General features: G+C 28.4%; 13 protein-coding genes. 1 reads left to right on the top strand and 12 read right to left on the bottom strand.

Going from position 1 to position 13,258, the window contains the following annotated elements; all coding sequences use genetic code 11:
• Positions 1 to 12: 12 nt before the first annotated feature.
• The 11 genes from pcp to secA form a co-directional block, all read right to left on the bottom strand.
• Positions 13 to 654, bottom strand: a complete 642-nt coding sequence (gene pcp, locus Q0V09_RS00065; RefSeq protein WP_297405980.1) for a pyroglutamyl-peptidase I — start codon at positions 652 to 654, stop codon at positions 13 to 15.
• 15 nt (positions 655 to 669) lie between these two features.
• Positions 670 to 1,587: a DUF979 domain-containing protein gene (locus tag Q0V09_RS00060; RefSeq protein WP_297405981.1), complete on the bottom strand. Its 918-nt coding sequence runs from the start codon at positions 1,585 to 1,587 to the stop codon at positions 670 to 672.
• 8 nt (positions 1,588 to 1,595) lie between these two features.
• Positions 1,596 to 2,270 (bottom strand): DUF969 domain-containing protein, encoded by a 675-nt coding sequence (locus Q0V09_RS00055; protein ID WP_297405982.1) that lies wholly within the window; start codon positions 2,268 to 2,270, stop codon positions 1,596 to 1,598.
• Between the two features lie 158 nt (positions 2,271 to 2,428).
• Positions 2,429 to 3,310 carry an Hsp33 family molecular chaperone HslO gene (gene hslO / locus Q0V09_RS00050; RefSeq protein ID WP_297486648.1) on the bottom strand — a complete coding sequence of 294 codons (882 nt, stop codon included), beginning with the start codon at positions 3,308 to 3,310 and terminating at the stop codon, positions 2,429 to 2,431.
• Between the two features lie 12 nt (positions 3,311 to 3,322).
• On the bottom strand, positions 3,323 to 3,820 hold the full coding sequence (locus tag Q0V09_RS00045; protein WP_297486645.1) for a helix-hairpin-helix domain-containing protein: 498 nt from the start codon (positions 3,818 to 3,820) through the stop codon (positions 3,323 to 3,325).
• Between the two features lie 7 nt (positions 3,821 to 3,827).
• Positions 3,828 to 5,222 carry a coproporphyrinogen III oxidase gene (locus Q0V09_RS00040; protein ID WP_297486643.1) on the bottom strand — a complete coding sequence of 465 codons (1,395 nt, stop codon included), beginning with the start codon at positions 5,220 to 5,222 and terminating at the stop codon, positions 3,828 to 3,830.
• Positions 5,223 to 5,241: 19 nt separating this feature from the next.
• Positions 5,242 to 6,045 (bottom strand): undecaprenyl-diphosphate phosphatase, encoded by an 804-nt coding sequence (locus Q0V09_RS00035; protein ID WP_297486640.1) that lies wholly within the window; start codon positions 6,043 to 6,045, stop codon positions 5,242 to 5,244.
• 8 nt (positions 6,046 to 6,053) lie between these two features.
• The gene (rfaD, locus tag Q0V09_RS00030) at positions 6,054 to 7,049 is read right to left on the bottom strand and encodes an ADP-glyceromanno-heptose 6-epimerase (protein WP_297406027.1); all 996 of its coding nucleotides are present in this window, start codon (positions 7,047 to 7,049) and stop codon (positions 6,054 to 6,056) included.
• 14 nt (positions 7,050 to 7,063) lie between these two features.
• The gene (locus Q0V09_RS00025; RefSeq protein ID WP_297406028.1) at positions 7,064 to 7,903 is read right to left on the bottom strand and encodes a PHP domain-containing protein; all 840 of its coding nucleotides are present in this window, start codon (positions 7,901 to 7,903) and stop codon (positions 7,064 to 7,066) included.
• Positions 7,904 to 7,978: 75 nt separating this feature from the next.
• On the bottom strand, positions 7,979 to 8,713 hold the full coding sequence (locus Q0V09_RS00020; RefSeq protein WP_297406029.1) for a hypothetical protein: 735 nt from the start codon (positions 8,711 to 8,713) through the stop codon (positions 7,979 to 7,981).
• A gap of 9 nt (positions 8,714 to 8,722) precedes the next feature.
• The gene (secA, locus tag Q0V09_RS00015; RefSeq protein WP_297406030.1) at positions 8,723 to 11,341 is read right to left on the bottom strand and encodes a preprotein translocase subunit SecA; all 2,619 of its coding nucleotides are present in this window, start codon (positions 11,339 to 11,341) and stop codon (positions 8,723 to 8,725) included.
• A 227-nt stretch (positions 11,342 to 11,568) separates the two neighbouring features.
• On the opposite strand from secA, the gene Q0V09_RS00010 reads away from it, so the two are divergent.
• Entirely contained in the window at positions 11,569 to 12,609 is a 1,041-nt protein-coding gene (locus Q0V09_RS00010; protein WP_297406031.1) for a putative sulfate exporter family transporter, read from the top strand.
• Positions 12,610 to 12,637: 28 nt separating this feature from the next.
• Here Q0V09_RS00010 and gmhB read toward each other — a convergent pair whose 3' ends face one another.
• Positions 12,638 to 13,183 (bottom strand): D-glycero-beta-D-manno-heptose 1,7-bisphosphate 7-phosphatase, encoded by a 546-nt coding sequence (gene gmhB / locus Q0V09_RS00005; protein WP_297406032.1) that lies wholly within the window; start codon positions 13,181 to 13,183, stop codon positions 12,638 to 12,640.
• Positions 13,184 to 13,258 lie beyond the last annotated feature (75 nt).

The raw sequence follows: 13,258 nt of genomic DNA, 5'->3' as shown, positions 1-13,258 counted from the left end.
AGTCTTTTCTTATTAAAACTCTTTCCCACCTGTTACTTTTATGTCTTTTTCATACTTAGATAAAGCTTCAATAGCTTTTTCTAATCCTTTTGTTATTGTACTTATCTCCATATATGGCATATTCTTTTTTTCTACCACTTGTTCTGGTATAAATGGAACATGAATAAATCCACCTTTTATATTTAAATTATTTTTATTTATATAATAAAGTAAAGAATACATTATATGATTACATACAAATGTTCCAGCTGTATTTGAAACTGAAGCAGGTATCTTTGCTCCTTTAATCTCTTCTACCATGGCCTTTATTGGTAAATTAGTAAAGTATGCATTTTCTCCATCCTCATATATTTCTGTATCAATTGGTTGATTTCCTTCATTATCAGCTATTCTACCATCATCAATATTAATTCCAATTCTCTCTATTGAAATATCATATCTCCCTCCAGCTTGCCCAACACAAATTACTACATCTGGATTTATTTTTTCAATCTCTTTAAATAATAGTTCTGATGATTTTTTAAATACTGTTGGTATTTGTAATTTAGATACTTCTATCTCTCCAATATTTCCTTTTATTCCTTTTACTGCTTCCCATGCTGGATTAATACTTTCTCCTCCAAATGGATCAAACCCTGTTATTAATACTTTCATCTTCCCCTCCTTAAATTAAAATGCTAACATATACATTAAAAATATATGAATAAACAGTAATGGTAATGCTACACCTACTTGTTTTAAAATAACTCCATTTTTATTCTTCATCTCTAATATAGAAGCAGGTACTATATTAAAATTAGCTCCCATAGGTGTCAATAGTGTTCCACAGTATCCTGCTGTTAATCCCATAGCACCAACCACTGCTGGGTCTCCTCCTTGAGCTATTACAAATGGATATCCTATTCCTGCTGTTATAACTGCAAAGGCTGCAAAGGCATTTCCCATTATCATAGTAAATATTGCCATTGCTAAACAATAAACAACTACCCCTACTAGTTGATTCCCTTCTGGTACCACACTTCCCATTAAATCAGCTATTACTGTTCCTACTCCCGCTTTAGAAAAAACTGAACCTAAAGATCCTAAAAGTTGTGGTAAAACAATTGTTACTCCCATTTGCTGAAGTATTCTACTTGAATCATATGGAATCTTATCAACTTTTTCACCAGTTACAACCATTGCTATAATTAAAGCTGTAATAGCTCCTAATCCTAATCCTATAAGTCCACCTAAATTTGTAAATTGTGCTACTGAAAATGCTACAACTCCTATCATTATAGCTGGAACAAATAATTTATTTCCTATTTTCTTTGCTTGTTCAACTCTGAATTTTTCACTACTATTTGTAAAATTAGCCATAGATACTTGTTTCGTTGCACTTAGTACTCCCATAACTAAAAGTAATGCTCCTACTACAACTGGACTTATATATGGTCCTCCAATAAATAAAAATCCAAATATAAACCAAAACATTCCTGATCCTATTCTCTTGGGATTTTCCTTATCTATTATTGAGTAAATTCCACTTACAATTAAAACAATTCCACACAACACATACATCATTTCTAACATTAATTTTATATTCATTGCTCCTCCTATTTGCTTTTGTTATTTTCTTTCATTTTTTCAAATTTCTTATCCATACGATAATATTGAATAAACGAAAGTAATAAAGCTACTAAGGCAACTGGAATAGAAGCTTTAGATACTGAATATGCCTCTACTTTAACTCCTAATTCTTGTAAAGTTCCTACAATAAGAAGAACTCCTGCTGAAGCAACAAACACATTTTGACCATAAAAATTAGCGTAATTTTCCGCTGTATTTGTATATCCTTTTAAATCCTCATCAATTTCCTCTGTTATTCCTCCATTTTTTTCTATAGCTCCCTTAGCCATAGGATAAATTAGCGGTCTTATAAATTGAACGTGTCCACCAAGTCTTATTGATAAAGCTGCTGCTACCATTCTAATAAAAACATATATTGATAAAACTTTTCCTGCTGTTGCTCCTGTTAAATTTGATATACAAATTGAAGCTCTTTCTCTAAGACCATTTCTTTCTAATATTCCTACAACTGCTAAAGTTAAAAGTAATAATGTCATATATCTTGTTTGAATAAAAGCACTTCCTAAAATCTCTAAAATTTCAACAAAATCTATTCCTGCAACTAATCCTGTAGCTACTCCTGCTGCTAATACAACGGCAATTGTATCTAACTTAATAACAAATCCTACTAATATAATTAATATTCCTATTAATTTAATCATTTCCCCCTCCATAATGTCCTAAATTTTTAAACGTACTTATATATACCATATTTATCTATTTTTGTCTATATTTTTATTATTACGTTCTAATTTTATACTATTATCAATACTGCAATAATAAAAAAGAAGATTGTTCCCAACCTTCTTTTTGTCTTTAATTATAAAACGTCTTTTAAATCTTCTCTTGAGAAAGAGTATTTTTTCCCACAAAAATGACATTGAACCTCAATATTTCCATTCTCTTTTAATATATCTTCCAATTCATCTTTAGCTAAAGTTATTATTCCTTTATAAAATTTTTCACTATTACAATCACAAGCATAATTAACTTCTCTCGTGTCTAAAATACTGTATTCTTCTATTAACTTAGTATTATTCTCATCTTCCATATCTTCATATAGTAGATGTAATATTCTTTCTAAATCCATTCCACCTTTAAATAATTCAGTTATATTTCTTATAGCTCCTATTTTATTTTCTAATTTAGAAATAAAACTCTCTTCAGCATTTGGCATTAATTGAATCATATACCCTCCTGCTGATCTAACTGTATTTTCATTTTCTAATTCTACACCAAGTGCTATAACAGTTGGTGTTTGCTCTGACGTAACATAGTAATAAGCTATATCATATGCAATTTCTCCATCTTCTATAGTTGATACTCCCACATACGGATCTTTAAGTCCTAAATCTTTAATTACATTTAAGACTCCTTTTCCAATTAAATTTTTAACATCTGGTTGTCCATTTTCAAGAGATGGCAAATCTACCTCTGGATTAGACAAGTAACCCTTTATTCCATCTTTATTAATAGTTGCTATCATTGTTGATAATGGTCCATCTGTTGTTGTTCTAAGTGTTAAAACATCATTTCCTTTTAATGTGGTTCCCATCATTACTGTCCCAGATAATAATCTTCCAAAAGCAGCTATGGCTGTTGGACTACATTTGTGAATATTTAATGCTTCTTGAACAATCTCTTTTGCATCTACAAGAACAAATCTTGAGCTTTTTGTTGTTCCTCTAATTACTTTACTCATTTTTACTCCTTTTTAAAAAGATACAATATCTTTTAACTCTTTATATTTTTCCTTAGAAATAATTTTTTTAAATTGATTATTATTTCTAATTTTTTGTTTTTTTCTAAATATTTCTATTTTTTTTATCTCTTTTTTATTAAAACCATAGTATTTTAAAACTTTTAAATTTGCAGAATTTATATTAAAATTTTTTAAAGTAATATTTGATGATATTTTAAAGAAAACTTTCAATCTTTCAAAAGTTTTTTTACCAATTCCAGATATTCTTCTCATATCCTTTAGATTTTTAAAACCACCAGTTATATCTCTATATTCAATTATTTTATCTACATATCCTTTAGAGATGCTTACTTTTAACATATCTGCTTTTGAAGCTCTATTTATATCTAATAGCATTCCTTTTTCATCTAAAGTATTTCTTCCTTGAATAACTTTAAAGCTACTATTTAATTGTGGATAAATCAAAGATATGTTACATAAAAATATCATAAAAAAAACTATTTTTTTCATAACTCTCCTATTCTGAAAATAACTCTATTTTTTTTAAATGTCTCATTTTCATCTCTGCAATATACAAAGCTGGATCTTTAGGATTTACAAGTCTTGTTATTTGATCTATATATTCAGATTCTTTTTTCATAGATTTGCTTATAGCTCCTCCACCAAGACCCATAGTTTGTTGATTTTCCTCTATCATTTCTATATTAAATCTAGACTCATATCCTGGTATTGAGTACCCCACATTTTCTCCCCAATCTAAGCTATTTTTTTGTCTATACATATAATAAGGTTTCATTCCCTTTTCAAAAACTAATTCTTTTATTTTATTCTCAACTAAAACTCTTTCTACCTCTGACTCAACAAAGTTTTCTCTATATAATGGTGAACCTTTTTTCTTCGCTAAAGCATGTACTGTTAAATTTTCAATATCATATTTTTTTAACTCATTTAATGTATTGAAAATATCTTCTATACTTTCCCCAGGAAGACCTAGTATAATATCCATATTTAAAATAAATCCTAATTCTTTTATATCTTTATAAATTTTATCAAAGTGTTCTCTATTAAAAATTCTATTTAAGTCTTTAAGTGTTTTTTCTTTAAAGGTTTGAGGATTTAAACTAACCCTATCAACACCATATTTTTTTAAAACCTCTAATTTTTCTCTCGTTATAGCATCTTCTCTTCCAGCTTCAAAAGTAAATTCTTTTAAATTACTCAGATTGATATTCTCATGTATAGCCTTTAAAACTCTTTCTGTATCTTCAACTGTCAATGTACTTGGAGTTCCTCCGCCAATATATAACGATTCATATTTAAAATCTTTTTCTCTTGAAAGTTCTCCAACAAGTTTTATCTCTTCAAGAAGAGTTTCTACAAAACTTTTATAAAATCTTCCAAGAGCACTTCCTATTTCATAAGATGCAAAAGAACAATATCTACATTTTGATGGACAAAAAGGTATTCCAATATACATGTTCATTCTTTCTTTATTCAAGAGTTTCTCTTCTGTTTCTATAACTTGCATTAACAGCTCTATCTTTTCATCTGTTGCTAAATACATATTTTTCAATAATTTTTTCACTCTATCTTTTGGAAATCCCATATTTAAAAATCTTCTTGTCATTTTAGTAGGACGAACTCCTATTAAACTTCCCCAAGGATATTTCTTTTCATATGCCTTTAATAAAGTTCCTTTCAACATAATTACTTTCTGATCTTCAACTAAATGTTCAAAATCTTCCTCTATCATTATTCCTTTTTTACCATCAATTTCAACTTCAATTTCTATTGTATTATTTATATTCTTTGCTTTTGCTACTATATTTTTATCCATACCCTCAGGTAATAATATTCTTATAAATTCCTCAACACTTTTTTCGCTTAGAGGAAAGTTTGTTACTATTGACACTGCTCCAACTCCAATTCTTTTATTTCATTAAAAGTAAAACTAAAATACCTAAAATGATTCTATAAATTCCAAAGACCTTAAATGTCTTTTGACGAATATACCCCATAAACCATTTTATAACAATATATGCTACCACAAAAGATACAACTGACCCTATTCCTAATAATTGCCACTCTAAAGTAGTAAAATTCAACCCATTTTTTAATAATTTTAATAATGTTGCTCCTGCCATTGTTGGAATTGCTAAAAAGAATGAATACTCTGCTGCAACTCCTCTAGAAACTCCTAAAAGTAGTGCTCCTAATATTGTAGCTCCTGAACGAGATGTCCCTGGTATCATTGCTAAACATTGAAAAAATCCAATTGTTAATGCAAGTTTATAAGATATCTCTTTTATAGAATTAATATTTCCCTTTAAATTTTTTCTTTCAATTAAAATAAAAATAATTCCATATAAAATCAGCATAGAGGCTACTATTGTTGTATTATCCATAAAAAACTCTGATATATAATCATCTGCTAAAAGTCCAATTACTCCAGCTGGTAAAACTCCAACAATAATTTTACTCCACAACGATAATTTTTTATTAAACTCCTCTTTTGTCTTCACAAAGGGAGTTAAGTCTTTCCAAAAATAAGCAACAACTGATAAAATTGCTCCAAATTGAATTATAACTAAAAAACTATCCATAAATCCTTTTGATACCTGTGGTGAGTTTATAAATCTTTCTACAAGTATCATATGTCCTGTACTACTTACAGGTACAAACTCTGTCATTCCTTCAACTATTCCTAGTATTATAACTAGTAAAAATGGGTTCATTACTCCTCCTATAGGTAACTATCTTCCTTTTTTAAATAAGATACATAATCTGCTACTCCCTCTTCTAAAGAGTGGAATGGTTTATTATATCCTGCTTCTCTTAACTTATCCATTGATGCCTCTGTAAAATATTGATATCTTCCTCTTAAATCCTCAGGCATTGGTACAAATTCAATTACATGCTCAGATTTTAATTTCAAATTTTCACTTGCATTCTTCATTGTTTCCATAGATAAATCAAAGAAACTTCTAGCTTTTCCAGTTCCTATATTATAAACTCCTGATGGTACTTTATTAAACATACAGAAGTAAAGCATATCAACTACATCTTTAATATAAACAAAATCTCTAAGCTGCTCCCCATCATTATATCCCTCTTTATGAGATTTAAATAATTTTACTCCACCATTTTCCTCATATTGATTAAAAGTATGGAATACCATTGATGCCATTCTTCCTTTATGATACTCTTGTGGACCATAAACATTAAAGAATTTAGCTCCTATCCATTGTTTTGGAGCTTCTTTTTGTTTAAATGCCCAATCATCAAAAAACTTTTTAGAATATCCATATTTATTTAAAGGTAATAATTTCTTTAATTCTTCTGGTGTTCCTTCATCAGAATATCCTTGTTCTCCTCCACCATAAGTTGCTGCTGATGAAGCATACACATAAGTTATATCTCTTTTTGTACAAAATTCCCATAACTTTTTAGAATATTCATAGTTATTTTTCATCAATAAGTCACCATCAGTTTCAGTTGTTGCAGAAATCGCTCCCATATGTAATACCCCTGTAACTTTTTTAGCATTTTCTTCAACTGCAAGCCAATCAAATAACTCCTCTTTATCACACCAGTCGGTATAATCTCTCTTTCTTAAATTTAACCATTTTTCTTCATGTCTTAATTTATCAACAGCTAAAATATCTGTTATTCCCATTTCATTTAATTTCCAAATATAAGCACTTCCTATAAATCCTGCAGCTCCTGTTACTATAATCATAATAATTTACCTCCTTATTTTCTACTCATAAATTTTTCTACATCTTCACCATAAATATAAGCTTTCCCAATATCTATTCCAATTCTATTCTCTCCATGGAAATCAGAACCACCAGTTTTTAATAAATTATATTTATCTGCTAATTTTGAAAAATATTTTTTTTCTTTTGATGTATAAGAACTATAGTTTGTTTCTATTCCATCTAATCCTGCATCTATTAACTTTTCTAAAATCTTCTCTATTTTCTCTCTTGATTCACAAATAAAAATAGGGTGTGCAAGAGAAGATATTCCTCCACACTCTTTTATTAATTTTATTATTTCAATTGGATTTGAATCTCTTTTCTCAACATAAGCTGATCCTGTTCTTCCTAAATACTGTTTAAAAGCTTCGCCTTTTGAATATACATACCCTTTATTCATCATTGCATTACAAATATGAGCTCTACTAACTATATTTCCAACAGCCTCTTTTTTTATATCTTCTAAAGTTATTTTTAGTCCTCTATCATTTAACTTCTTAACAATTTTAATATTTCTTTCATCTCTAGCTTCTTTAAGTTTTTCTAAATTTATTTTTAATTTTTCACAATGAATATCTAAAAAATAACCTAATATATGAATTTCTAATCCTTCTAAAGAACAAGAGAACTCTATTCCAGGGATAAAATCAATACCTATTTTTTTAGATTCTTCTATTCCTTCTTCAATTCCATCCATTGTGTCATGATCAGTTATAGAAATTCCACTCATTCCATTTCTTTTTGCTCTTTCTAAAAGTTCTTTTACAGAAAAAGTTCCATCTGAATAAGTTGTATGTAAATGCAAATCATAATATTTAGTGTCTAAGCTCATATAAACTCCTCCTAAAAGAAATATTTGCTTTTCAAGTAATTATGGCGCCTTAAAAAGGCGCCATAATTTTATTTTTTAATCATCCCATTTATCTAATTTCGAAAAATACTCAGAATAAGCAATATACATTGCTTTTGCATTTATATTATTTTTCTCTAATTTTGTTTTATCCTCTTTTTTATAAATATTATTTACTTGGATCATTCTTGGTGATACTTCTATTGTATACCATGATCTTGAATCAAAAAATTCACTTCTTTTCATAAATCTATTTAAAAGTTTTCTGAAATTCTTAGTGTCTTTTTCTGACATATCATTTTGCTTAGAATAAGCTATTATCTCATTCCATTCCTCTTGTGTAGCTACTTTATCTTTTATATGGTTAGATGGATTTTGTAATCTAATATATGATTGAGTCACCATATATTTAGCAAGTCCACTTGGATCTTTTAAATTTTCATCCTTTAAAAAATATTCTCTTGGTAACTTATCTACAATTTTATCTAAAATAGATATAAACTTTTCTTGTTGATCTTCTGTTATAGTTTTTTCTGTTTTTAAAGAATCTAAAAATTTAACCTGTTTTTCATCTAATTTACCTGTTTGAGCCAAGAATTTTATAGGATTTTCTGCTCCATACCAATCTTCTAATTCAGATTCTCCTACCATTACTTTTCCAAAAGTTTCTTCCCAATTTTTCATTGCAACAGTATTTATTTTATATTTTTCTTGAATATTTACGTCATTTCTTCTTAAAGCACTACATCCTACAAGAGATGCCATCATTATCAGTAAAATAACCTTTTTCATTATTCCTCCCTACACTCTTCCACAACATTTTCCGTATATTTTTCCACTTCCACAAGAACATGGTGAATCATAATCTAACTCTTCCATATCTCCTGGTTCAAGAATTTCATCTTCAGGATTTTTCACTACAACTTTAAACATATATGATGTTACTTCAGTTTTAATAGTTGAAAGCATTTTAGAATACATATCTCCTGAAATTATCTTATATTCAACTAACGGATCTTTTTGTCCATAAGATCTTAAATAAATTCCTTCTCTCAAAGCATCTAGTGCTTTTAAATGTTCTCTCCATCTTGAATCTACTACTTCAAACAATACATATTTTTCAACTTTTCTCATTATTTCTGAAGTCAATTCATTTTCTCTCTCTTCGTACTGAGCCAGTATTTTATTGAAAAGAATATCTACATATTCTTCAACTGTTAATCCTTTATATTCTTCGAAATCTGTTATTTCAAAATCATACTTTTCTTTTAATAGTTCAGCTACACCTTTAATATCCCATTCTTCTTTATATTCTCCAACAAATCTTTCCACAACGATATCTGAAATACTAGATTTTAACATTCCTAATATTGTCTCTTTTAAATCCTCTTTCTCTAAAGCTTCATTTCTACTTGCATATATTGCTTCTCTTTGTTTATTCATAACATCATCAAACTCAAGAAGATTTTTTCTAATACCAAAGTTTCTAGATTCAACTTTCTTTTGAGCATTTTCTATCGCTCTATTTATCATTTTATGTTGAATAGATTCCCCTTCTGGTAATCCTAATCTTTCCATAACATGTTGAATTTTCTCTGAACCAAATAATCTCATAAGATCATCTTCTAAAGATAGATAAAATTCAGAGGCTCCAGGATCTCCCTGTCTTCCAGCTCTTCCTCTCAATTGATTATCTATTCTTCTAGATTCATGTCTTTCTGTTCCTAAAATAAATAATCCTCCAAGACTTATAACTTTTTGTTTTTCCTCTTCACACTCTTTTTTATATTTATTTAAAACACCTGGAGCTTCAACTACATCAATATTTCCAATTTCATCCATAGCTCTAAATTCTGGATTTCCTCCAAGCATAATATCTGTTCCTCTACCAGCCATATTTGTAGCTATTGTAACAGCTTGATATCTTCCAGCTTGTGATACAATTTCAGCTTCTTTAGCATGAAGTTTTGCATTTAAAACATTATGTGGAATTTTTTTATCTTTTAACAAATTAGAAAGTTCTTCTGAACTTTTAATTGAAGCTGTTCCTACAAGAACCGGTTGTCCCTTAATATAAAGCTCTTCTATTCTTTTTATAATTGCATCTATTTTTTCTTTTTTATTTTTATAAACTAAGTCTGGAAAATCAGTTCTTTTTATTGGTTTATTTGTTGGTATTACAACTACTTCTAAACCATATGTATGCATAAATTCAGAAGCCTCAGTTTCTGCAGTACCAGTCATTCCTGCTAATTTTTTATACATTCTAAAGTAATTCTGAAGTGTTATTGACGCTAAAGTTTGATTTTCTCCCGCTACATGAACGCCTTCTTTAGCTTCTATTGCTTGATGTAGTCCATCTGAGTATCTTCTTCCTTCCATAGCTCTTCCTGTGAACTCATCTATTATAATAACTTCTCCTTCTGTTATTAAATAGTCTCTATCCTTTATAAATAGCTCTTTAGCTTTTAATGCTTGATTTAAGTAATGAGTTAACTCAACATGCTCTGGTGAATATAAATTATCAATATTTAACATTTGTTCTACATTTCTAATTCCTTTATCTGTTAATACTATATTTTTAGTTTTTTCATCAACTTCATAGTCTCCCCACTGTTCATCAGGAATTGTCATTTCTTTCTTTTGCTTTGCTTCTATTTTTTCAGTTTCTGTACTTCTTTCTAATCTAAAAGCAATTTGACAAAATATTCCATACCATTTTGTTGTTTCAGAAGCTGCTCCTGAAATAATAAGTGGTGTTCTTGCTTCATCAATTAGTATTGAATCTACTTCATCAACAATACAGAAATTTAATGGTCTTTGAACTTTATTTTCTGCACTATTTACCATATTATCTCTTAGATAATCAAAACCAAATTCAGAGTTTGTACCATATGTTACATCAGCTAAATAAGCAGATTTTCTTGCATCATTTTCTAAACCATTAATTATTACTCCTGATGTTAATCCTAAGAAATCATAAACTTTAGCCATTATTTCTCTATCTCTTTGTGCTAGATAATCATTTACTGTTATTACATGGACACCTTTTTTACTAAGGGCATTTAAATAAACAGGAGCTGTTGCTACTAATGTTTTTCCTTCTCCGGTTTTCATCTCTGTTATTTTACCTTCGTGAAGAACAATTCCACCAACTAATTGTACATCATAATGTCTCATTCCATGAACTCTTTTTGATGCTTCTCTTACAATAGCAAAAACTTCAACTAAAAGATCATCTAAAGTTTCACCCTTTTCAAGTCTTTCTCTAAATTCCTCTGTTTTTCCTTTTAATTCTTCATCTGTAAGTTTTTCTATTTCTGGTTCTAACGAGTTTATTAATGTTACTAATTTTTTAATTCTTTTTATCTCTCTGTCATTTCTTGTACCGAAAATTTTCTTTAATAAATCTCCTAACATTCCCTTATCCTTCCTAGTCTTTTTTTATGTTCTACTATTTCATATAGTACCATAATTAGATTTAATAGTCAATTTTATAGGTAGTTCAAATCCCTTTCAAATTAAGGTCTTATGTATAAAAGAAGCTATCTTTTTTATTTTTGAATATCGATTCAGAAAATTGTTTTATTTTTCACAAAAAAGTGTTATAATAACCAATAAATTAAATTAATAAGGAGATTTGTAAAATGAAATATATCAATCAATTTAAATCTAGAATTCCTGGAGTTGTTCTTTGTATTTTTCTAGCTCAACTAGGTGTTTTCTTTGGTAAATTTATCCCAAGTATTGGTGGTGCTCCTTTAGCTATATTCTTTGGAATTTTAGCCGGTAATACTTTTGCAAAATCAAAAAAGTTTGCAGATGGCTCAAAATTTTCTGAAAGTGATTTATTATCATATTCAATTGTTCTTTTAGGTGGAACTTTAAGTGTTAAAACTATTTTTCAACTAGGTTTTAATGGAATTGGATTTATTTTAATTCAAATGATTATTACCCTTAGTGCTGCTATATTTTTAGGAAAAAAATTAGGTTTTTCCAAAAAATTCCAATCTTTAATGGCTAGTGGTAACGCTGTTTGCGGTTCTTCTGCTATTGGAGCAACTGCTCCTGTTGTTAAAGCTGAAGATGCTGAAAAAGGTATATCAATAACTATTGTTAACCTAACAGGAACTGTTCTTATGTTTGCATTAATTCCAATTGCTAAAACACTTTTCAATTTTGACCCATTAAAAACATCTGCTTTATTAGGTGGTATTTTACAATCGGTTGGACAAGTTGTTGCTGCTGGAAGTATGGTCAATGAACATGTTTTAGAAATGGCAACTATATTTAAAATTGTTAGAATTGTATTTTTAGTTTTTGTAGTGATGTTTTTTGCCAAAAGACACTCTTTTCAAGATGAACAAGAAATTATTAATGACACTGAATTTGTTTTAGAAAAAGAAACTTATGCTAAAGAGAAAAAAAATAAAATATCTGTTCCTTGGTATATAATTGGATTTTTTATTCTTTGTTCACTTTTTTCTATCGGTTTAATTCCTATAGAAATCTCTAAAATTTTCAAATCGATTTCTTCAAAATTTGAAATAATAGCTCTTGCTGGAATTGGAATGAGAGTTAAAATTGCTGAGCTAATAGCTCAAGGACCTAAAGCCTCTCTTTATGGTTTAGCTGTTGGAAGTGTTCAAGTTATTTCTGCCCTTATCTTAATAAAAATACTATTTTAAAAAATAGCACCCTACAAAGGTGCTATTTTTATTTTATAATTTTTGCAACTTCTAATAAATCTTTAGCTACACTATATTTTTTATTACACTCTTTTTCAATATTTTTTCCATAACCTGTTGTTACTAATATTGATTTTAAACCTGCTTTTTCTCCCGCTTCTAAATCACTTAATTTATCTCCAACCATATATGAATTTTCAATATCTATCTCATATTTTTCTAATCCTTTGAATATCATTCCAGGATTTGGTTTTCTACATGAACAATCTATTTTATATTTTCCTATCCCCTTTTCCAAATGATGAGGACAATAAAAACAATCAAGTATATCAATTTCAAACTCTTTTAATTTTTCTATCATCTTACTATTTAATAAAGTTAAATCTTCCTCTGTATAATATCCTCTAGCTATTCCAGATTGATTTGTAACTACTATAAATTCATACCCTAACTTTTTAAGCTCTATTAATCCAACAATTACATTTTTTTCAAATTCAAAGTCTTCCCATTTATGTAAATATGATTTTTCAACATTTATAGTTCCATCTCTATCTAAAAATATTATTTTTTTCATAATCTCCCCTTTTTTCTAAAATTATAACATGATTTTTACAAAAAATAAAAAAAAGATTGGCAACTTCCTATCCTC

This window comes from uncultured Cetobacterium sp. (assembly GCF_947039425.1).
Lineage (GTDB): Bacteria > Fusobacteriota > Fusobacteriia > Fusobacteriales > Fusobacteriaceae > Cetobacterium_A.
This window is presented reverse-complemented; position numbering and strand designations above follow the sequence as displayed.